The sequence below is a fragment of the Exiguobacterium artemiae 255-15 genome, assembly GCF_000019905.1.
In the GTDB taxonomy this organism is placed as follows: Bacteria; Bacillota; Bacilli; order Exiguobacteriales; family Exiguobacteriaceae; genus Exiguobacterium_A; species Exiguobacterium_A artemiae.
The window spans coordinates 37,501-57,720 of the sequence record NC_010556.1 but is presented as its reverse complement, the minus strand read 5'-3'; the positions used below and the strand labels follow the sequence as shown (position 1 = coordinate 57,720).

The following is a 20,220-nucleotide window of genomic DNA, read 5'->3' as shown; positions in this document are numbered from 1 at the left end:
GTGGCCTCCATTTGTTTGGGTTTAGACGAGTAGAGCGACGGATAATGAACGAATAAAAATTAACGGTAATCTGGTTTAGTTGTTTGGCGTTCACGTGCGATAGCGAGACCGTTTTCCGGAACATCGTCCGTAACAGTTGATCCTGCTGCGACTAGCGCATTTTTACCAACCGTGACCGGCGCGATCAAATTGACGTTACATCCGATGAACGCATCGTCTTCAATGACCGTTTGGAATTTATTTGTTCCATCATAGTTCACGGTGATCGATCCGCAACCTAAGTTGACGTTTGTGCCGATCGTCGCGTCACCGACGTAACTCAAGTGAGCAGATTTACTGCCTTCACCAAAAGTCGATTTCTTCACTTCAACGAAGTTACCGATTCGTGTGTTGGCACCGAGAACTGCTTGTTGACGTAAATGGGCAAATGGACCGACCTGTGCTGCTGGTCCGATTTTGCTGTCCGTCACGACCGATTGACGCACGACCGCTTGATCAGCGACTTCACTGTTACGGATATCCGAATTCGGTCCGATGATGCATTCCGAGCCAATTGTTGTGTTACCGAGCAACTGTGTGCCCGGGTACAAGACTGTGTCGGAACCGATGACGACATCCGGTCCGATGTACGTCGACGCCGGATCGATGAACGTGACGCCTTGACGCATCCAATGTTCGTTTGTCCGTTTACGCATTGACGTTTCCGCTTGCGCAAGAGCCACCCGATCGTTGACACCAATCGTTTCTTCAAACGTCGATGCCGCATAGGCTGCAATCGTTTCTCCGTCTGCTTTAGCGATTTCGATGACATCCGGCAAATAATATTCACCTTGGACATTATCGTTTTTGACCTGCTTAAGTGCTTCGAACAGCATTTCGTTATCAAATACGTATGTTCCGGTATTGATTTCTTTAATGAGAAGCTCTTCTGCGTTCGCATCCTTATGCTCGACGATTTTCGAGACGTTTCCGTCTTCGCCGCGGACAATTCGTCCGTATCCTGTTGCATCGTCCGCATGTGCCGTCAAAACAGTCACTTTCGCACCTGTTTCTGCATGGTGTTGCAAGAGCGACTGTAACGTTTCACTTGTCAAAAGAGGTGTATCTCCACAAACGACCAGTGTCGAACCTTTTTCCTGTCCAAGAACAGGTTCTGCCATTTGAACAGCGTGACCCGTGCCAAGCTGCTCACTTTGAAGTGCATATTCCACCGATGTGCCGAGCACTTCTTTTACAGACTCTGCACCGTGACCGACAATAACGACCTGACGTGTGACACCAAGTGTCGTCAACTGATCAACGACATGTTGTACCATAGGTTTCCCAGCTACTGGGTGAAGTACTTTGTAGAGCTTTGATTTCATCCGAGTGCCTTTACCCGCTGCTAGAATTACCGCGAAATGATTCATCCTTGTCGCTCCTCCATGTAAATTAGTGTTGATTTCGTTCTGAAATAGTCCACTCGTTCCCACTATAACGAAAATGGCGCAACGAATCAATGACAGGTCAGACCGGAAATCGACAAAACACACAAAAAAAGACAGGTTCTCCCATTGGCGGAGACCTGTCAATCGCGTTAGGAAGGATCGGTTGCTTCAAGCGCCGCCAGTTCAAGTTCTGACGCCTCACCGTTTTCTTCACGAATCGCATATGCTTCTAATACTGAATCTTCGACTTTTTTTCGCATTAATGCATTGATTGGATGGGCGACATCACGAAAGATGCCTTCCTGTGTCCGCTTGCTTGGCATCGCGACGAAAAGACCGCTGTTTCCTTCGATCACGCGTAAATCATGTACCACGAATTCGTGGTCGAGCGTAATCGAGGCCAGTGCTTTCATTCGACCCTCTGCTACGACGCGACGAATCTTAACGTCGGTGACATTCATTTTGTCCGCACCCCTTTTTATAACCGTTGTCACAACTCTTCGTTGTCTACTTCTACTTACGGCTTAAAACATTCAAAGGTTTAGCTTTTGCCAATCATTTCACGCATAATTTCCAAAAGTTTGATAATTACAGTATAGTTACAAAAAAAATCTGTGTCAAATTCAGGTGTTTTCTCCATCTGTGAAATACTGGTCGACATTTCCCCGTTTCACTTGAATCTGTCCAAGATCGACATCAACATCCGAAAGCTTCATCAGACTGACGTACTCATTGACCATCTTCTTCTCGGCACCTTCTGCTTCGATCAACACACCGACACCTGCCACGTTCGCTTCGAACTCACTGAGCAGACTCATCATCCCCCGGATCGTTCCGCCAGCTTTCATGAAATCGTCAATCAGCAGGACGTTCGCACCTCGCGGTAAACTGCGTCTCGCAAGAGCCATCGTCCGGATTGCTTTCGATGAGCCGGAAACATAGTTGATGCTGACGGTCGAACCTTCCGTCACCCGGCTGTCTGAGCGGACGATGACGAACGGTACACCCAATTGTTCGGCAACGGCATAAGCAAGCGGGATTCCTTTGGTCGCAATCGTCATGACGACGTCGACTTTTTTCTGGCTGAAGACAGAAGCAAACACTTGTCCCATCTGTTTCACCATCCGCGGATCTCCGAGCAAGTCCGTCAGATACAAGTAGCCTCCCGGCAACAGACGATCGGGGCGTGCGACACGTTCACATAATTCATCAATGAACGGCAACGCCTTTTCACTGCTCCAGGTCGGAATGAACATGACGCCTCCCGCGGCTCCCGGGACAGTGACGAGTCGTCCGGTTCCTTCATGCTCCAACATTTCACTGACAATATCTAAATCTTCACTGATCGAAGATTTCGCAGAGCTGTACCGTTCTGCGAAAATCGTCAATGAGACCAGATGATGCGGATGATCCAGCAGGTAACGTGTCATATCTACCAGCCGACCACTTCTCCGAATTTTCATCTAAATCGTTCCACCTCTCCGTAATTCCGAATATTCAATAGTGAATATATCATTTTCATACGGAAACTATCAATGGTTTTCCCCTAAAAGACGAACGACGTAGACTTCATTACAAAATCCTCGTAATCCGTTATAGAGACGCTGCGCCCGATTTTCGTGTTCCGTCAAAGCAAAAACGGTCGGACCGCTGCCGCTCATCAAGACACCTTCTGCTCCACAACTTGTCATGAACGCTTTGATTTGTTCGACTTCCGGATGCATCGGTAATGTCACGGATTCAAGGACATTGCCGAGCGATTCACAAATGGCCGTGAAATCTTGGTTCTTGACCGCATCGATCATTGCTCCGACATCCGGACGTTCCGCTGTTTCCAAATCAAGCGCTCCGTACACATCTGCTGTCGAGACACCGATGGTCGGTTTCGCCAGTACAACCCAACAAGGCGGAGGAGAGACTAATTTCTCGAGCTTTTCCCCGCGCCCCGTGGCAATCGCGGTGCCACCCATGACACAAAACGGGACATCCGATCCGACTTCTGATCCGATTTCCGCCAACTGTTCAAGCGTCAGGTTGAGCTTCCATAATTCATTCAGTCCACGCAGTGTTGCGGCCGCGTCACTCGAGCCGCCCGCAAGACCTGCTGCGACCGGGATTTGTTTTTCTAAGTAGATTTCAACCCCGCTCTTGATGTCGAACCGTTCCTTTAAAACCGCTGCTGCTTTATACGCTAAGTTGCGTTCATCATTTGGTACGTAAGCATGTTGGGCATTCATCCGAATCTCGCCGGACGCTAATTCCGTCAATTCGAGACGATCTGCCAAATCCACCGTCGTCATCACCATATGTACATCATGATAACCATCCGGACGTTTCGCCGTCGCATCCAATACTAAATTGATTTTCGCTGGAGCTTTTACAATAATCGTCATCGTGCCGTTCCTCCTCTAGTACGTTTCCTGTACGAATTGTATCAACCTTTGCACAAAAAAAGAAGCGAACATTTCTGTCCACTTCGGAAGGTAAGTTTACGAATTCGCGAATTCGATTTGTACGGAGTCGGTTAAAACGTCGGCATAGCTGTAAGAAACTCGCTCGACATTGTGACGCTCTGCGTCTAGCTTGACTACAAACACCGATGGATACGTCTCAACGAGCGTTCCGATTCGGGTTACGACCTTTTTACGACCGCCGCTTGCTTTTAGCGTCAGTCTTTCACCTACATGTGTTTCAAATACATGTCTGATTTCGTTCAACGTCTTTGGCATACGCTTCACCTCACTAATATTTATTATAGCATATGAAGTAAATATTAGGAAGGGGAAATATTATATCTGTTCTTTTGTCTACCGTCAACGTTTTTTAATCGGCAAAAGTGCGTCGGCAAGTTGTGCAAATTCCTGCAGGCTGAGCGTCTCGCCACGGCGGCGTGGATCAATGCCGGCTTCATGTAAAGCCGCTTCGACCGCTTCCTTTTCTGCTTTTCCAAAATGGCTGGATAAGTTATTCAGAATCGTTTTCCGGCGTTGTGCGAAACTGGCGCGTGTTACTTCGAAGAAGAGTTTCTCATCAAGTGTCTTGACGGCCGGTTCTTTACGAATGTTTAAACGGATGACAGCCGAATCGACGTTCGGCGCAGGAATGAAGACCTGTTTCGGAACCGTAAAACAAACTTCTGCTTCTGCGTAGTATTGAATGGCGATCGACAAGGAACCGTATGCTTTCGTTCCCGGCTGTGCCCCGATTCGTTCCGCCACTTCTTTTTGAATCATCATGATCAGGGTCCGGAACGGTGTCCGCGCTTCGAGAATCCGCATGATAATCGGCGTCGTCACGTAATAAGGCAGGTTTGCGACGACAGCGAGGTCCGTAATCCCTTGTTGCGTAAACTCTTCATCGACGATCGTTTCAAGATCCAGTTCGAGCGCATCCCCGTGAATGACTTTCACGTGCGGATACGGAGCAAGCGAATCTTCCAAAATCGGCAGGAGCCGCTGGTCGATTTCGAGCGCCACGACTTTTTTCGCCTGTTTTGCTGATTGTTCCGTCAACGATCCGATACCGGGACCAATCTCAAGCACACCGCTGTCCGGTGTCAGATTAGCGGCACCGACGATGTTTCCGAGTACGTTTAAATCGATTAAAAAGTTTTGTCCCAAGGACTTTTTGAATGAAAATCCGTGCTTCGCCAAGATTTCCTTTGTCCGGTGTAGTGTTGCGATGTCTTTCAATCCTGTTCCTCCTCTATCTGTTTCAAAGCGTCTTCCCATTCTTGTTTCGTGATCCGGATCGACGCGACACGTTTGACGAGTTGTTTGGCATTTGGTTCACCGATGGCGAGCAGCTGTCCGAGCCGTTTCCGGCGTTTTGAGGCCGCTGCTCCCCCGATCAAGTCCGCTGCGAGAATCATCTCCCGCGTCACTTCCGCATCATGCTGCTCTTCCGTCTCATATACGGCACCAAGCGCCCGTTCAATCGCTTCCGGTGACGCATGTTCGACACCGATTTTCCCGCGTTTATCCTTGGCGTCTGCCCGTGGCAGGTAAGCCTGTTTACATCCCGGTACCCGCTCGTTAATCCGGGCCCGAATCCGGTCGCCCGGGAAGTCCGGATCGGTAAACACGATGACACCGCGCCGTTCAAGCGCTTTGGCAATTCGCTGTAGGGTCTGCTCATTGACCGCAGAACCGTTCGTTTCAATTGTATCGACATCAAATACTTCCTGTAAGCGTGTCGTATCATCGCGTCCTTCGACGACGATGACTTCTTTTAAGCGTTTCCGCATCATATCTTCTCCACCTTTTTCAAACACTTCCGTAATTGTACCTGTTTCCACAAAAAAAACAAGGAAGCGTCAAGTGCCCGCTTCCGTCGTCTCGTTCGGGATGACCCAGATCTGGATCGTCTTCCGGCCAAATGTTTTGGCGGTCGACTCTCCTTCAACAAGCACATCAATTTTATTTCCTTTAATCGCACCGCCGGTATCAAGGGCAATCGCCAGTCCGACCCCTTCGACATATACCTTTGTTCCGAGGGGAATGACTTTCGGATCAACAGCGATGATCGGCAGTCCTTGATACGTGATCGTATCCGTCACGTCATAACCGGTCGCCGTCAGTGCCCGTCCATCATACAATTGACTTCCATTGGAAGCCGGATCATTTGTATAAGCCGTTGCTTCAACCATCAGGGTTTTTGCTTTGCTAAAATCTAAATCAGTTGCCGCCTTAGGTTCTTCTGCTAACGGTACCGTCGCTTTTTCCTGATCAAACGTCGGTGCCGGTGTCGTCGCGGCCTCAACCGATTCAACGGGTTTCGTTCCGATCTTGACGACTTGTTTAACCGGTTCACTCGTCACTTCATTAGCAATCAGTTTCTTTTCTTTACTCAATCCGTCCGCAAGGGTCAATTGATATTTTTGGGTCCGGATGCCCGGGCGACCGGATTTCGTCACCAATTGTTCGCCCGCCGGTAAGGTGTCGTCTTCGACAGTCTCGACTTCAAACGGTAACAGCTGTTGTTCCGTCAGCACGGCACGCCGTGTCGTATTGACCGTAACGAGCATATCCTTTGCGACGACCGTATCCAGACCAGGCATGACCTTGTCTTCTGTCTGGAGCTTAACGCCCTGCATCGACAACAGTTCCCGCACCGTCGTTTGATACGTATAGACTTCACGCGCTTTTCCTTCGACAATCAGCTCGATCGGAAACGCCTCCCGGTACCGGACTGTCATGCCGCTCGTCAAAACAGCTTCTTTCGAAGGATACACATCATCCGTCTCAAGCATCTGGCTGATTCCCTGTTCTTTTAACAGATCCTCGACACGACGTGCTTGCGTCCGGATTGTCCGTGCTTCACCGTACCCCATGATTAATGTAATTTCTTTAGCCGGTTGAATGACGATTAAATCATTTTTCGGAAGATCGGCACTTAAAGCCGGCTCGATGACATCTTGTGAGCGAACCGAGATGCCGGCTTCTTTCAAGACACCGAAAACGGATGTCTCCACCGTCTCGATTTTCGTTTGCCGGCCATCCACAAGAATCGTAACGTCACGCGGATGGTCCATCATCATATAAAGCAGACTGGCAACCAACAATAAGGTGCAGCCGATGGTCATATAGGTGATCGATCGAATCATGGAAGGCGGAAGACGCGCTTGGCGTTCTCAGTCGTCGCTTGTTCGATATCCGCGTACATCATTCCCCGCAATTGGGCGATTTCTTCCGCAACGAATCGGACATATGCCGGCTCATTCCGTTTTCCGCGATACGGAGTCGGTGTCAGGTACGGACAGTCCGTCTCGACCAATAAACGGTCAAGCGGTACTTCCTGTGCGACGCGTTTAGGCATCTTCGCATTTTTAAATGTCACCGGTCCTCCGAGGGAAATGTAGAAATTCATGGCTAAGCAACGCGGTAGCAGTTCTGCACTCATGCTGTAGCTGTGCAAAATCCCACCGACTTCTTTTGCATCTTCTTCTTCCAAAATGCGGAGCGTATCTTCCGTCGCTTCCCGATTATGAATAACGATCGGTTTATTTTTTTGCTTCGCCAAGCGAATCTGTTTTCGAAACGCTGCGTCCTGAACGTCTTTCGGCGACGTATCCCAGTGGTAATCCAGTCCGATTTCTCCGAGGGCAACGACTTTCGGATGATCCATCAATCGTCCCACTTTTTCATAGGCGGCATCGTCGAAATCGATTGAATCGACCGGATGCCATCCGATGACAGCATACAGGTCGTCATACTGTTCGACGAGTTCCATTGCCCGGTCAATCGTCTTGTGATCAAAGCCAACGACGATCATCGGAGAAACCCCGTTTGCCCTTGCCCGCTCAATCGTCTCCTCGACATCTCCGTCAAACTGATCCGAGTTTAAATGTGTGTGTGTATCAATCAACATACTATTCGACTCCTTCTTTCAAAAAAATGCCTGTGACATCAAGTCCACAGGCATCCGGATTATTTTACGCTTGCTCCGTTCGCCATCGTTGATGGTACGGTAGCTAATTCAAGTTTACCTGATTTCTCAGCAGCGAGCACCATTCCTTGCGACAATTCTCCCCGTAATGTGACCGATTTTAAATTGGCGACGACGATGACTTTACGGCCGACTAAATCTTCCGGCTCATACCATTCCGCGATTCCCGAAACGATTTGTCGTGTCTCTTTCCCCATGTCGACGGTCAGCTTCAGCAGTTTTTTTGCTTTCTTGATTTTTTCAGCTGTGACGACTTCTCCGACACGTAACTCGATTTGGTCAAAGACATCAATCGTCGTTTCCGGCCGAGCATCAGTGTCTTCTTCCTCAACTTCCGTCTCTTCTTCGACACGTGCGGCAGAGGCTTGTTTCATCATCTCAACGATCGCTTCGACTTCTTCTTTCATGTCACGACGCGGGAAAATCGGTTCGGCAGCACCGACCTTTGTTCCTTCTTCAATAGCCGCGAACTGTTCAAGAGCCGTCCAGTCCATCGGTTGTCCTTCCAGTCCGAGTTGACGGAACATCTCTTTTGGCGAACGTGTCATGAACGGTTGCAACATGATGGCGACGTGACGTAACGCACCGACCAGGTGAACCATCGATGATGCCAGTTCATCCGTTTTCGACTCGTCTTTTGCGAGCACCCACGGTTGTGTTTCATCGATATATTTATTGGCACGGCTGATCAGTTGCCAAATGTGTGACAAGGCAACCGAAAACTCCATGTGTTCCATCGCAGCTTCGACCTTCTCGACTGTTTCTTTTGCCAGTGTCGACAATGTCTCGTCAAACGGTGTCACATTTCCGGCATATGTCGGAATGACGCCGTCGAAATACTTCGTGATCATCGCAATCGTCCGGTTGAGTAAGTTTCCAAGGTCGTTCGCGAGATCAAAGTTCATCCGTTCGACGAATGCTTCCGGTGTGAACATGCCATCTGATCCAAACGGTACTTCCCGAAGGAGGTAATAACGTAATGCATCGAGTCCGTACCGATCAATCATCGGAACCGGATCGACGACGTTTCCTTTGGATTTCGACATTTTACCGTCTTTCATCAACAACCAGCCGTGTGCAAAGACTTGTTTCGGAAGCGGTAAGTCAAGCGCCATCAAAAGAGCCGGCCAAACGATGGTATGGAAACGAACGATTTCTTTTCCGACGAGATGGACATCAGCCGGCCAGTACTTATCAAAGTTTCCTTGGTCATCCGTTCCGTATCCGAGTGACGAGATGTAGTTCGTTAACGCATCGACCCATACATAAACGACGTGTTTCGGATTCGATGGAACTTTGACGCCCCAATCAAATGTCGTCCGTGAAACAGCAAGGTCCTGTAAACCCGGTTTGATGAAGTTGTTGATCATCTCGTGTTTCCGTGACTCCGGTAAAATGAACGATGGATTCGCTTCATAATATTCGACTAAGCGATCTGCGTATTGACTGATCCGGAAGAAATAACACTCTTCCCGAACGAGTTCGACCGGATGACCGCTGTCCGGACTCTTACCGTCAACCAGCTGTGATTCGGTATAATACGTTTCATCCGGAACGGAATACCAACCTTCATACTCTCCGAGGTAGATGTCGCCTTTTTCAAGCAACGTTTCAAATACACGTTCGACGACTTCTTTATGACGCGGTTCTGTCGTCCGGATGTAATCATCGTAGGAAATATCAAGACGGTCCCACAATACTTTGATTTGTTCGACGACACCATCGACGAATTCCTGCTCGGACACACCGGCTTCCTTCGCTTTTTCCTGAATTTTTTGTCCGTGCTCATCTGTTCCTGTTAAGTAACGAACATCAAATCCCTGAAGTCGTTTGTAACGCGCCATCGCGTCCCCTGCGACTGTCGTATAGGCATGACCGATATGTAGCTTGGCGCTAGGATAATAAATCGGTGTAGTGATATAAAATGTTTTTGCCATGATATTCCTCCGTTCTGTATTTCATTTCATTATTATACGCTGTTCTGTCGTCTGTGTCGAAACACGTTTTTTGTCGAATGCAAACATTTTTTGACATCAGACATCGAATACCAAAAAAACACACTAAATAGTTTGATTTCCTTTAAAAAGGGAAAATCTATTAGTAAATCGTTTCAAATATGGCTTTTTTGAGAAATAAATGACATTTTGATTTCAAGCTATTCAGATTGGTTGACTACTTTTGGAAAGTTTAGTATTCTACATTCTATAGAAGTGATGTCGAATTTTGACGATTTTCCAAAAATAAAGAGAACCTAGACATCAGAGGAGGAACAACAAAATGAAATCAACAGGTATTGTACGTAAAGTAGATGAGCTCGGCCGGGTCGTTATTCCAATCGAACTTCGTCGTACGCTTCAAATCGCAGAGAAGGATGCTCTTGAGATTTATGTCGACAACGAGCAAATCATCCTTAAAAAATACAAACCAAACATGACTTGCCAAGTAACAGGTGAAGTATCAGAAGATAACTTCAAACTAGCTGATGGTAAATTGATTCTCTCTCCAGACGGCGCACAACGTGTCCTCGTTGAGTTAAAAGATTTCCTCGACCGTCATTACGCAGGAAACGAATAAGCAAAAGAAGCGATTCCAAACGGAGTCGCTTCTTTTTTTAGGATTCATGATAACGCAAATACAGTTCCTGACGATCGAGTCCCCGTTCCTTCGCCACCCGTTTTAAGGCAGCATTCGGTTTTTCGCCTTGTTCGATATACCTTTCAATTTGTTGCAACGGATCCGCTTTCTGTTCTTCTTCCGCCGGCCGTTCTTCGGTCGATCCTTCGACGATGACGACAAACTCGCCCCGGACCTCTTCTTCCGCCCACTCGAGCGCTTCTGTCACAGAACCCCGGATATACTCTTCATACCGTTTAGTCAGTTCACGGGCTAACGTCAATTGACGGTCACCGAGCACATCCCGTAACGCACCTAACATCTCTTTTAGACGATGCGGTGCCTCGTAGAAGATCAGGCTTCCTTTTTCGTACCGGACGGTTTCAAGCGCCTCACGACGTTCTTTTTTCTTACGCGGCAAAAAACCGTAGTACAAAAAGCGTTCTGTCGCAAGACCCGAGGCAACAAGTGCCGTCAGCGCGGCATTTGCCCCCGGTAAGACGATGACCGGAATGTCTTCGGCAATCGCTTCCCGAATTAAATCACTGCCTGGATCAGAGATTCCCGGCATACCGGCGTCCGAGACCAAGGCAATCTGTTTTCCCGCATGCAGATCAGCTAGCAGACGTGCTCCGCTGACCTGCTTATTATGTTCGTGATAGCTGACAAGTTTCGTCTCGATTTTAAAATGATTAAATAACTTCATTGTTTGTCGCGTATCTTCCGCCGCGACGAGATCGGACTCCTGTAAGATACGAACAGCCCGGTATGTCATGTCTTCAAGATTTCCGATTGGTGTCGGAACGATGTATAATCCGGTCGTTTGTCCTTTAAAACTGCTTGTTGCTTTCATGAGATGACCTCCCTCCTTGAATAAGTCGTTCTTTTTTTAGACGTGTCAATTGTTTGATGGCATACTCACGCTTTAAGGCTTCCGATTTCGTTGGAAATGTTTCAGTATACTCGAGCACGACCGGCAGTCTGGCCCGGGTATACCTGGCACCTTGTCCGGCATTGTGTGTCGCCAACCGTTTTTCGACATCAATCGCATATCCTGTATAGAGACTGCCGTCCCGGCAACGGACAATGTAGACGGCATGCTCAGACATTAAACTGATTCCGCATCTGTAACGTATATGTGTCGTCTTGTTCGTAGACGATGAAGGGGGCTAATACCTTAAGACCCGGCTTGGCATCTTTAATCCCTTCAATCAACAACATGTTGGCCTCTTTGCCTTCTTTCGGGTAGATGAGTTGCATCCGCTTCGGTTCAAGCCGGTACTGCCGCATCAATGTCACGATGTCGAGCAGGCGCTCCGGACGATGGACGAATGCCGTTTTTCCGCCTTGCTTCAGCAGATCTGCAGCCGACCGGATACAATCCTCGAGTGTACATAATACTTCATGACGGGCAATCGTATAATGTTCACTTGCATTTCGGTTCGACGATTCGTTTGCCAGGAAGTATGGTGGATTACATGTGACAGCGTCATAAAGACCGTATCCCAATTGTTTCCCGGCTTCCTTGACGTCACCTTCGACCATCTGCAATTGGTCTTGTTTTTCATTCATCTGAATACTGCGCTCGGCCATATCAACGAGACGGGGCTGAATTTCAAGTCCTGTGATCGTCCCTTTCGTCCGGTAAGACAAAAACAGGGGAATCGCTCCATTACCGGCGCATAGATCCACCAACTTCCCCTGTTGGATCGGCACCCAGGCGAACTGTGCCAGCAAGGCAGCATCCAGAGAGTATGAAAACACGGTTGGACTTTGAATGATTCGTCCTTCTTTTCCAAGCAGATGATCCAGTCGCTCATCTGATAATAGTTCAGGCATAACGTTCTTCCTTTCTGAAAAAAAGACTGACTCCTAGGAAGTCAGCCTCTCAATGTTTCGTTAACATGGACAAGCAGAACAGACAATCTCCGTCTTTACGGACTTGACCATAATGCAGGTTACAAATATGGAATCCTTCTTGATACAACCGTCCCAGATTATCATAGCCAGCACCTGTACCGGCTTCCGCCTGTGCTTCTTCTGTAATCGGTTGTTGTTCATCGCGCTCTACCTTCTCACGGAGGTGATGATTCTCAAGATACAGATGTTGGTTCTCCTCCATCATGTAAGCAAGCTGATCTTTCAATACGCTCAGATGCTCAGTCAGCAAGTGAATCTGTTGCTCGATCGCATCAACACGCGTAATGATTTCTTTTTTATCGATTCTCTCCACGCGCATGCACCCCGTCATTCTTTTGGTCGTTTTTGTTTTACGGCACCGACAGAAAGTAGTTCCTCCATCGAGTAAGTCAGGACCCGCGAACGGTCTTTTAATTCAATTTGAACGATTTGGTCAAGAATATTCAGACCGACTACCCGTCCTTCGCCTTCCGGAACAGTCAAACGTTTTCCGTAATCCGGCAAATCCCGTCGCATTTCTTCATACGTATCATTTTCATATTTTAAGCAACACATCAAACGACCGCAGACACCAGAAATCTTCGTCGGGTTCAAGGATAGGTTTTGATCTTTCGCCATCTTGATCGAGACCGGTTCAAATTCACCTAAAAACGAAGAGCAACAGAGAACACGACCACATGGACCGATTCCTCCCAGTAACTTCGCTTCATCACGGACACCGATTTGTCGTAATTCAATGCGTGTCCGGAAAACAGCCGCCAAATCTTTGACGAGTTCCCGGAAATCGACACGACCTTCTGCCGTGAAGTAAAAAATGACTTTATTGCGATCAAATGTATATTCGACATCGACTAATTTCATATCGAGTTTGTGCTCACGAATTTTTTCCACACAAACAGCATGCGCATCAAACGCTGCCATTTTATTTTCACGAACGATCATCGCATCTTTATCATCTGCGACCCGAAGGATGGATTTCAATGGCAAGACCACATCTTCTTCGTCCATTTGTTTATCGGCAATCACCACTTCGCCGTATTCAATGCCCCGTACTGTCTCGACGATGACGGATTGTCCTCGTGATAATGACTCTTGTCCAGGTGCAAAATAATAAATTTTGCCCGCTTCTTTAAAGCGAACGCCTACTACTTCTAGCATATCGCTCTACCCTTTCTGTAAGTCAAACATGAGACGCTCAACTGTTAATTGAGGATTAACATTTGCTTCGATCCGTTTAACGGCTGCGAGTACTGCCTGCAGCCACCGTGTGATCGTCGTCTGACTTTTCCCACCCATCTGTTCCAGTAATGGCCGGCTGTTTGCATATGTGATCGTTTCCCATGACGGATTCAATTTAAGATGCAGTACATCTTCAAAGAAACATGTCACCAGTTCCAGACCAATTCGTGCATCTTGCCGATTTTTAAATTGACTCATCCATTTCTCCTGGACAAACAACGGTAAATCCGCCGGACGATTCGCTAATTCCTCCATCAATTGTAACACTGACACTCGCGCATTTACAAACCAGTCTTCGACTAATGCCTGTTCTGCATCTTCTATTTTAGGATAGACTCGGGCCGCCAGCTGAGTCAATTCGTTATCCCGTCCCGTTTTTTCGGACAGGACTTGTCCAATCAACAGGCGATCCGCCGGACGAAAACTTAATAATTGACCTCGCGAACGAATCGTCGGCAACAGCAATTGCGGTTGATTCGTAATCAAAATGGCTACTTTTCCCGCTCCCGGTTCTTCAAAGAACTTCAGCAGGCTGTTTGCCGCCTGGGGTGTCATTTTATGCGACTGCGTCACCACATAGATTTGGCGGTCACCTTCAAGACCCCGTAAGGATAAATCATGCATCAATTCCTGAATCTGTTCTTTTTTTATCGTCGCACCGTCCGGTTCGATTTGATAATAGTCGACCAAGTTTCCGCTGTCCATCCGACGGCAGCTCCGGCACGTTTGACATGGTTCGATTTGATCACGACGTTCACAAAACAGGCTTTTGGCGAACAATTGAGCCGCCTCTAAAAGAAGCGGCTCATAGTCTCCCGTAAAGATATAAGCGTGGTTGATACGATTCGTCTGTAACGAGTTGCGCAAAATCGTCGCAATGACCGATTGAGTTTGTTCTAGTTCATGAAATGTCTGCATTAGAATTGATGAAACCCTTCGATTGGCAAGACGAACACCGTTGCTCCGCCAACCTGTACTTCAACCGGATACGGAATATATGAATCGGCATGACCACCCATTGGTGAAATCGGTGAAACCATTTGTTCCCGACTTGAACAGTTCTTTTTGATCAAACGCATCAAATCATCCAAGCGTTCACTTTGGACACCAATCATGAACGTGGTATTTCCTTCTTTGAGAAAACCGCCTGTCGTAGCGAGTTTTGTTGCCCGAAAATCGTGTTCGACCAATGCTTCTGCTAAACGTAGGCTATCTTTATCTTGAACAATCGTAATGACCATTTTCATGATAATCTCTCCCTTTTTTTTAAATACGTCAAAACATCCTTACATAATTCCGTTTGTAAACTTTCAATCGATTGATTGGCATCGACCAACTGAATACGCTCCGGTTCTTGTACCGCTAACGTCATAAAACCATCGTATACCCGTTGACGGAACGCATCATCGCGTTGCTCGATTCGGTCCAGTGCCCCTCGGTCCATCATTCGTTGCTTCGATTCCGACACCGTCAAATCAAACAGATACGTTCGATCCGGTGTTAAATGGTTTGTTGCCTGCTGATTAATGGAACGTACCTGTTCAATTGTATAACCCAGTCCATACCCTTGATAAGCAATCGATGCATCGATGAACCGATCGCATAAAACAATTTTTCCAGCAGCAAGAGCCGGACGAATCAATTCATTGACATGTTGTGCCCGTGAAGCTGCATACAAAAGGATTTCAGTCATCTCATCCATCTCTTGAAAATCAGGATTTAAAATCAATGACCGAATTTCATTTCCGATTCGTGTTCCACCCGGCTCGCGTGTCATCACGATCTCATACCCTTCAGCCGTCAATCGATCTGCAAGTAATTGCAGCTGGGTCGTTTTTCCGGCACCATCCGGTCCTTCGACTGTAATAAATGTTCCTGTCATTCTCTAATTCCTTCCTGTATCACACGTAATTTCCCCTGATGGAGAAACTCACCGCCCTGCAGATGAATTGATGTGTTTATATAATGTTCAATCATTGTAATATGTTCTGCTGTTATCCGTTCTCCCCGTAGGATTAGTGGTATCCCGGGCGGATAGGGAATGATTGTTTCAAGTGAAACCAATCCGACTGACTGTTCAAAAGTTTGTTCGACCGCCTCAGCGTCTTCCAATTGATCGAGCGGACAAGCCAGGGACGATACCTTTATTTTACCCATAAACGGTTGTTCCATATACCTTTTATCCGGAATTCCTTCCGCTTTTAAGGTTTCGATTGCTAATTGGATCTGATTAATCCAGGTATCCTGTTCAAATGGCTCGATACTTCGTAGCGGTAATATACAAACTACATGGGGTCCGAGAGCAAACTCAGCATCCAGTCCTTGATCCGCCAACGCCTCGATTAACTGACTTCCGGAATATTCCTCACAGGACAAAATCATCCGTGACCAATCATCGAACGTAAACGCCGTTATATCTGTTAATTGATTGATTTGTTGATGAAGGTGTTCGTGACTGGTCCGGACAGACTTCATATTGGAAACCGTCCATTTTTCACGATACTCACGAGCAAAATCGAGTGAAGCCATCAACAGATACGACGGGCTGGACGTTTGAAAGGCCTGAAGAGCCCTTGTTAACCGTCTCCGTTCGTCATCCGTAAAGCGTTCATGGATCCAGGCTCCCATTGTCAGAGCAGGTAACGTCTTGTGCGCCGATTGAACAACAGCAGTGGCTCCCAGTTCAAACGCTGAACGAACGCCAAAAGCTTCCCCGAAATGAGCACCATGGGCTTCGTCAATCAACAATGGTATACCCGATGCTGTCGTGAATGGAAGCAACTCCTCGATTCGAGCCGTTTCACCGTAATAGGTCGGCGAAGTTAAAAAGACCGCAACGCCTCCCGGAAAAGTCGTTAACGCTTCCTCCAATGTTTCACGTGAAACATTTCCGCTGATACCTGTGGAGGGATCTATTTCCGGTCCCAATAAAATCGGAGATAACCCAAGCCATTCCAACGCATTAAAAACTGATTTATGGGAATTACGCTGAACGTATATCCGGTCTCCCCGCTGTGAGACCGCAGCTAACATTGCCCAATTACCAACTGTCGATCCATTAATCAAGAAATGACTGTCACGTGCTTCATAGACTTGACGTAATAAGAGTTTTGCTTCATAAATGGCCTCTTCCGGATAATGAAAATCATCCAACCCTCGCAATTCTGTTTTATCCCATTCGAAAAAAGACGGTAATCCTTCGAACAATGTTCCATTTTTATGTCCTGGAACATGCCAGGAAGTAGCATTTCTTTCTACATGAGCACAAAGTGCTTCAATAATCGGCATACGACCTTTCATCTCCTACAGTCCTTTCCAATCTAAACTACAAAAAGACCGACCTGCAAAATGCAGATCGGTCTCTTACTGGCCTGGCAACATCCTATCCTCACAGGGGGAAGCCCCCAACTACTTTCGGCGTTCAAGTGCTTAACTTCCGTGTTCGGCATGGGAACGGGTGTGACCACTTGGCTATCGTCACCAGACGACGGGCTCGCGCCCTCAAAACTGAAGTCATCAACAATGCATCTGCTAGAACAAGGCCTCGACCGATTAGTATCACTCAGCTCCGCATGTCACCATGCTTCCACCCGTGACCTATCTACCTCATCGTCTCTGAGGGGTCTTTCTTGATTACTCAAAGGGAAATCTCATCTTGGAGGGGGCTTCATGCTTAGATGCTTTCAGCATTTATCCCGTCCGCACGTAGCTACCCAGCGATGCTCCTGGCGGAACAACTGGTACACCAGCGGTGCGTCCATCCCGGTCCTCTCGTACTAAGGACAGCTCTCCTCAAATTTCCTGCGCCCACGACGGATAGGGACCGAACTGTCTCACGACGTTCTGAACCCAGCTCGCGTACCGCTTTAATGGGCGAACAGCCCAACCCTTGGGACCTACTCCAGCCCCAGGATGCGATGAGCCGACATCGAGGTGCCAAACCTCCCCGTCGATGTGGACTCTTGGGGGAGATCAGCCTGTTATCCCCAGGGTAGCTTTTATCCGTTGAGCGATGGCCCTTCCATGCGGAACCACCGGATCACTAAGCCCGACTTTCGTCCCTGCTCGACTTGTAGGTCTCGCAGTCAAGCTCCCTTCTGCCTTTGCGCTCTACGAATGATTTCCAACCATTCTGAGGGAACCTTTGGGCGCCTCCGTTACTGTTTAGGAGGCGACCGCCCCAGTCAAACTACCCGCCTGACACGGTCCTCCAGCCGGATGACGGCTGCGAGTTAGAGACTCTATGCATGAAGGGCGGTATCCCAAGGGTGACTCCTCCGAAGCTGGCGCTCCGGTCTCGACGTCTCCCGCCTATCCTGTACATCATGCACAAAGCCTCAATATCAGGCTGTAGTAAAGCTCCATGGGGTCTTTCCGTCCTGTCGCGGGTAACCTGCATCTTCACAGGTACTATGATTTCACCGGGTCTCTCGTTGAGACAGTGCCCAAATCGTTACGCCTTTCGTGCGGGTCGGAACTTACCCGACAAGGAATTTCGCTACCTTAGGACCGTTATAGTTACGGCCGCCGTTTACTGGGGCTTCGGTTCAAAGCTTCGCTTGCGCTAACCCATCCCCTTAACCTTCCAGCACCGGGCAGGCGTCAGCCCCTATACGTCATCTTGCGATTTAGCAGAGACCTGTGTTTTTGCTAAACAGTCGTTTGGGCCTATTCACTGCGGCTCTACTCATGTAGAGCGTCCCTTCTCCCGAAGTTACGGGACCATTTTGCCGAGTTCCTTAACGAGAGTTATCCCGCGCGTCTTAGAATTCTCATCCCGCCTACCTGTGTCGGTTTACGGTACTGGCACCTTCCACCTCACTAGAGGCTTTTCTTGGCAGTGTGAAATCGTGACCTTCGTCCCTACGGGACTCCGCATCGTTCCTCGACTTTGATGCCTGACGGATTTGCCAATCAGACGGTCTCGAAACTTACACATGCACTTCCATCCGCATGCGTCACTATCCTCCTGCGTCCCCCCATTGTTCAAACGGTGGATCGGTGGTACAGGAATATCAACCTGTTATCCATCGCCTACGCCTTTCGGCCTCGGCTTAGGTCCAGACTAACCCTGAGCGGACGAGCCTTCCTCAGGAAACCTTGGGCTTTCGACGGAGGGGATTCTCACCCCTCTTTTCGCTACTCACACCGGCATTCTCACTTCCAAACGCTCCACTGCTCCTTCCGGTACAGCTTCACAGCGGTTTGGAACGCTCCCCTACCATTCCTTACGGAATCCGCAGCTTCGGTGGTATGTTTAGCCCCGTTACATTTTCGGCGCGGCGCCACTCGACTAGTGAGCTATTACGCACTCTTTGAATGGTGGCTGCTTCTAAGCCAACATCCTAGCTGTCTAGGCAGCGCCACATCCTTTTCCACTTAACATACACTTTGGGACCTTAGCTGGCGGTCTGGGCTGTTTCCCTCTTGACTACGGATCTTATCACTCGCAGTCTGACTCCCGAGTATAAGTTGCCGGCATTCGGAGTTTAACTGAATTCGGTAACCCTGTGGGGGCCCCTAGTCCAATCAGTGCTCTACCTCCGGAACTCTCAACCTCGAGGCTAGCCCTAAAGCTATTTCGGGGAGAACCAGCTATCTCCAGGTTCGATTGGCATTTCACCGCTACCCACACCTCATCCCCGCACTTTTCAACGTGCGTGGGTTCGGACCTCCAGTCAGTGTTACCTGACCTTCATCCTGGACATGGGTAGATCACCTGGTTTCGGGTCTACGACAACGCACTATGGCGCCCTATTCAGACTCGCTTTCGCTACGGCTCCGCCTCATCAGCTTAACCTCGCGCGCTATCGTAACTCGCCGGTTCATTCTACAAAAGGCACGCCATCACCCATTAACGGGCTCTGACTACTTGTAGGCATACGGTTTCAGGATCTATTTCACTCCCCTTCCGGGGTGCTTTTCACCTTTCCCTCACGGTACTGGTTCACTATCGGTCACTAGGGAGTATTTAGCCTTGGGAGATGGTCCTCCCGGATTCCGACGGGGTTTCACGTGTCCCGCCGTACTCAGGATCCACTCTGGAGGGAAAACAGTTTCAGCTACAGGGCTGTCACCTTCTTCGGCCGACCTTTCCAGGTCGTTCACCTACTGTCTTCCTTTTTGACTCCGTATAGAGTGTCCTACAACCCCGGAGAGCATGCTCTCCGGTTTGGGCTGTTCCCGTTTCGCTCGCCGCTACTCAGGGAATCGCATTTGCTTTCTCTTCCTCCGGGTACTTAGATGTTTCAGTTCCCCGGGTCTGCCTCACGTTACACTATGTATTCATGTAACATGTCCCATCCCATTACGGATGGTGGGTTCCCCCATTCGGAAATCCTCGGATCAAAGCATACTTACTGCTCCCCGAAGCATATCGCTGTTCGTCGCGTCCTTCATCGGCTCCTAGTGCCAAGGCATCCACCGTACGCCCTTCATACCTTGATCTAGCATTTTGGTATTCTAAGAACACACGTCTAATGACATGGTTATAAAAAGTTTGATGTCTTGTTGATGTCTTCAGTTTTCAAGGTGCGAGTGCCTTCTCCGTCAGGAAAAGACAAATGGAGCCTAG

At 48.4% G+C, this 20,220-nt stretch carries 20 protein-coding genes, 1 tRNA gene and 2 rRNA genes (1 of these 23 only partly in view); 1 reads left to right on the top strand and 22 read right to left on the bottom strand.

The genetic code is table 11. The features are described from left to right. Nucleotides 1-59 precede the first annotated feature (59 nt). From glmU to metG, 10 genes are all read right to left on the bottom strand, one after another. The gene (gene glmU / locus EXIG_RS00325; RefSeq protein WP_012368954.1) at nucleotides 60-1,409 is read right to left on the bottom strand and encodes a bifunctional UDP-N-acetylglucosamine diphosphorylase/glucosamine-1-phosphate N-acetyltransferase GlmU; all 1,350 of its coding nucleotides are present in this window, start codon (nucleotides 1,407-1,409) and stop codon (nucleotides 60-62) included. Nucleotides 1,410-1,576: 167 nt separating this feature from the next. Continuing rightward, nucleotides 1,577-1,888, bottom strand: a complete 312-nt coding sequence (gene spoVG / locus EXIG_RS00320; protein WP_012368953.1) for a septation regulator SpoVG — start codon at nucleotides 1,886-1,888, stop codon at nucleotides 1,577-1,579. Nucleotides 1,889-2,050: 162 nt separating this feature from the next. Further along, the gene (gene purR, locus EXIG_RS00315; protein WP_012368952.1) at nucleotides 2,051-2,890 is read right to left on the bottom strand and encodes a pur operon repressor; all 840 of its coding nucleotides are present in this window, start codon (nucleotides 2,888-2,890) and stop codon (nucleotides 2,051-2,053) included. Nucleotides 2,891-2,959: 69 nt separating this feature from the next. Beyond that, nucleotides 2,960-3,820 (bottom strand): 4-(cytidine 5'-diphospho)-2-C-methyl-D-erythritol kinase, encoded by an 861-nt coding sequence (gene ispE / locus EXIG_RS00310; RefSeq protein ID WP_012368951.1) that lies wholly within the window; start codon nucleotides 3,818-3,820, stop codon nucleotides 2,960-2,962. Nucleotides 3,821-3,916: 96 nt separating this feature from the next. After that, nucleotides 3,917-4,156, bottom strand: coding sequence for a Veg family protein (locus EXIG_RS00305; protein WP_012368950.1), 240 nt, complete (start codon nucleotides 4,154-4,156; stop codon nucleotides 3,917-3,919). An 84-nt stretch (nucleotides 4,157-4,240) separates the two neighbouring features. Continuing rightward, complete coding sequence (gene rsmA / locus EXIG_RS00300; protein ID WP_012368949.1) at nucleotides 4,241-5,119, bottom strand: 16S rRNA (adenine(1518)-N(6)/adenine(1519)-N(6))-dimethyltransferase RsmA; 879 nt, start codon at nucleotides 5,117-5,119, stop codon at nucleotides 4,241-4,243. Beyond that, entirely contained in the window at nucleotides 5,116-5,676 is a 561-nt protein-coding gene (rnmV, locus tag EXIG_RS00295; protein ID WP_012368948.1) for a ribonuclease M5, read from the bottom strand. Before rnmV ends, rsmA begins: the two co-directional genes overlap by 4 nt. Before the next feature lie 66 nt (nucleotides 5,677-5,742). Beyond that, nucleotides 5,743-7,032 (bottom strand): 3D domain-containing protein, encoded by a 1,290-nt coding sequence (locus tag EXIG_RS16185; RefSeq protein ID WP_012368947.1) that lies wholly within the window; start codon nucleotides 7,030-7,032, stop codon nucleotides 5,743-5,745. Further along, nucleotides 7,029-7,796 carry a TatD family hydrolase gene (locus EXIG_RS00285; RefSeq protein ID WP_012368946.1) on the bottom strand — a complete coding sequence of 256 codons (768 nt, stop codon included), beginning with the start codon at nucleotides 7,794-7,796 and terminating at the stop codon, nucleotides 7,029-7,031. The genes EXIG_RS16185 and EXIG_RS00285 overlap by 4 nt, the downstream gene beginning before the upstream one ends. 59 nt (nucleotides 7,797-7,855) lie before the next feature. After that, nucleotides 7,856-9,811 carry a methionine--tRNA ligase gene (metG, locus tag EXIG_RS00280; protein ID WP_012368945.1) on the bottom strand — a complete coding sequence of 652 codons (1,956 nt, stop codon included), beginning with the start codon at nucleotides 9,809-9,811 and terminating at the stop codon, nucleotides 7,856-7,858. A gap of 340 nt (nucleotides 9,812-10,151) precedes the next feature. Between metG and abrB the strand changes: the two genes are divergently transcribed. After that, entirely contained in the window at nucleotides 10,152-10,448 is a 297-nt protein-coding gene (gene abrB, locus EXIG_RS00275) for a transition state genes transcriptional regulator AbrB (protein ID WP_012368944.1), read from the top strand. Nucleotides 10,449-10,485: 37 nt separating this feature from the next. On the opposite strand, the gene rsmI is transcribed toward abrB, so the two are convergent. The 12 genes from rsmI to EXIG_RS00215 form a co-directional block, all read right to left on the bottom strand. After that, nucleotides 10,486-11,340 carry a 16S rRNA (cytidine(1402)-2'-O)-methyltransferase gene (rsmI, locus tag EXIG_RS00270; protein ID WP_012368943.1) on the bottom strand — a complete coding sequence of 285 codons (855 nt, stop codon included), beginning with the start codon at nucleotides 11,338-11,340 and terminating at the stop codon, nucleotides 10,486-10,488. Next, entirely contained in the window at nucleotides 11,318-11,596 is a 279-nt protein-coding gene (locus tag EXIG_RS00265) for a GIY-YIG nuclease family protein (protein ID WP_012368942.1), read from the bottom strand. The genes rsmI and EXIG_RS00265 overlap by 23 nt, the downstream gene beginning before the upstream one ends. Then, entirely contained in the window at nucleotides 11,589-12,326 is a 738-nt protein-coding gene (locus EXIG_RS00260) for a tRNA1(Val) (adenine(37)-N6)-methyltransferase (RefSeq protein WP_012368941.1), read from the bottom strand. Before EXIG_RS00260 ends, EXIG_RS00265 begins: the two co-directional genes overlap by 8 nt. A 49-nt stretch (nucleotides 12,327-12,375) precedes the next feature. Then, entirely contained in the window at nucleotides 12,376-12,726 is a 351-nt protein-coding gene (gene yabA, locus EXIG_RS00255) for a DNA replication initiation control protein YabA (RefSeq protein ID WP_326930236.1), read from the bottom strand. A gap of 8 nt (nucleotides 12,727-12,734) precedes the next feature. After that, nucleotides 12,735-13,565, bottom strand: coding sequence for a PSP1 domain-containing protein (locus EXIG_RS00250; protein ID WP_012368939.1), 831 nt, complete (start codon nucleotides 13,563-13,565; stop codon nucleotides 12,735-12,737). A 6-nt stretch (nucleotides 13,566-13,571) separates the two neighbouring features. Beyond that, nucleotides 13,572-14,564 carry a DNA polymerase III subunit delta' gene (locus tag EXIG_RS00245; protein WP_012368938.1) on the bottom strand — a complete coding sequence of 331 codons (993 nt, stop codon included), beginning with the start codon at nucleotides 14,562-14,564 and terminating at the stop codon, nucleotides 13,572-13,574. After that, a complete protein-coding gene (gene darA / locus EXIG_RS00240) occupies nucleotides 14,564-14,893 on the bottom strand; it encodes a cyclic di-AMP receptor DarA (RefSeq protein ID WP_012368937.1) in 330 nt (109 codons plus the stop codon). The genes EXIG_RS00245 and darA overlap by 1 nt, the downstream gene beginning before the upstream one ends. After that, entirely contained in the window at nucleotides 14,890-15,528 is a 639-nt protein-coding gene (gene tmk, locus EXIG_RS00235) for a dTMP kinase (protein WP_012368936.1), read from the bottom strand. The genes darA and tmk overlap by 4 nt, the downstream gene beginning before the upstream one ends. After that, complete coding sequence (locus tag EXIG_RS00230) at nucleotides 15,525-16,934, bottom strand: aminotransferase class I/II-fold pyridoxal phosphate-dependent enzyme (RefSeq protein WP_012368935.1); 1,410 nt, start codon at nucleotides 16,932-16,934, stop codon at nucleotides 15,525-15,527. Before EXIG_RS00230 ends, tmk begins: the two co-directional genes overlap by 4 nt. 81 nt (nucleotides 16,935-17,015) lie before the next feature. Further along, nucleotides 17,016-17,131, bottom strand: a 5S ribosomal RNA gene (gene rrf, locus EXIG_RS00225). Nucleotides 17,132-17,178: 47 nt separating this feature from the next. Then, nucleotides 17,179-20,093: ribosomal RNA gene (locus EXIG_RS00220) — 23S ribosomal RNA — on the bottom strand. Between the two features lie 117 nt (nucleotides 20,094-20,210). After that, nucleotides 20,211-20,220: transfer RNA gene (locus EXIG_RS00215), tRNA-Ala, on the bottom strand; it runs 63 nt beyond the window's last position.

Excerpts from the sequence above, each read along its gene's own strand:
- EXIG_RS00260 (WP_012368941.1), bottom strand. The coding sequence starts at position 12,326 with ATGCCTGAACTATTATCAGATGAGCGACTGGATCATCTGCTTGGAAAA.
- EXIG_RS00265 (WP_012368942.1), bottom strand. The coding sequence starts at position 11,596 with ATGTCTGAGCATGCCGTCTACATTGTCCGTTGCCGGGACGGCAGTCTC.
- EXIG_RS00250 (WP_012368939.1), bottom strand. The coding sequence starts at position 13,565 with ATGCTAGAAGTAGTAGGCGTTCGCTTTAAAGAAGCGGGCAAAATTTAT.
- spoVG (WP_012368953.1), bottom strand. The coding sequence starts at position 1,888 with ATGAATGTCACCGACGTTAAGATTCGTCGCGTCGTAGCAGAGGGTCGA.
- purR (WP_012368952.1), bottom strand. The coding sequence starts at position 2,890 with ATGAAAATTCGGAGAAGTGGTCGGCTGGTAGATATGACACGTTACCTG.
- ispE (WP_012368951.1), bottom strand. The coding sequence starts at position 3,820 with ATGACGATTATTGTAAAAGCTCCAGCGAAAATCAATTTAGTATTGGAT.
- darA (WP_012368937.1), bottom strand. The coding sequence starts at position 14,893 with ATGAAAATGGTCATTACGATTGTTCAAGATAAAGATAGCCTACGTTTA.
- EXIG_RS00230 (WP_012368935.1), bottom strand. The coding sequence starts at position 16,934 with ATGCCGATTATTGAAGCACTTTGTGCTCATGTAGAAAGAAATGCTACT.
- abrB (WP_012368944.1), top strand. The coding sequence starts at position 10,152 with ATGAAATCAACAGGTATTGTACGTAAAGTAGATGAGCTCGGCCGGGTC.
- EXIG_RS00245 (WP_012368938.1), bottom strand. The coding sequence starts at position 14,564 with ATGCAGACATTTCATGAACTAGAACAAACTCAATCGGTCATTGCGACG.
- tmk (WP_012368936.1), bottom strand. The coding sequence starts at position 15,528 with ATGACAGGAACATTTATTACAGTCGAAGGACCGGATGGTGCCGGAAAA.
- EXIG_RS00285 (WP_012368946.1), bottom strand. The coding sequence starts at position 7,796 with ATGTTGATTGATACACACACACATTTAAACTCGGATCAGTTTGACGGA.
- rsmI (WP_012368943.1), bottom strand. The coding sequence starts at position 11,340 with ATGAAAGCAACAAGCAGTTTTAAAGGACAAACGACCGGATTATACATC.
- rnmV (WP_012368948.1), bottom strand. The coding sequence starts at position 5,676 with ATGATGCGGAAACGCTTAAAAGAAGTCATCGTCGTCGAAGGACGCGAT.
- EXIG_RS00305 (WP_012368950.1), bottom strand. The coding sequence starts at position 4,156 with ATGCCAAAGACGTTGAACGAAATCAGACATGTATTTGAAACACATGTA.
- metG (WP_012368945.1), bottom strand. The coding sequence starts at position 9,811 with ATGGCAAAAACATTTTATATCACTACACCGATTTATTATCCTAGCGCC.
- yabA (WP_326930236.1), bottom strand. The coding sequence starts at position 12,726 with ATGCGCGTGGAGAGAATCGATAAAAAAGAAATCATTACGCGTGTTGAT.
- glmU (WP_012368954.1), bottom strand. The coding sequence starts at position 1,409 with ATGAATCATTTCGCGGTAATTCTAGCAGCGGGTAAAGGCACTCGGATG.
- EXIG_RS16185 (WP_012368947.1), bottom strand. The coding sequence starts at position 7,032 with ATGATTCGATCGATCACCTATATGACCATCGGCTGCACCTTATTGTTG.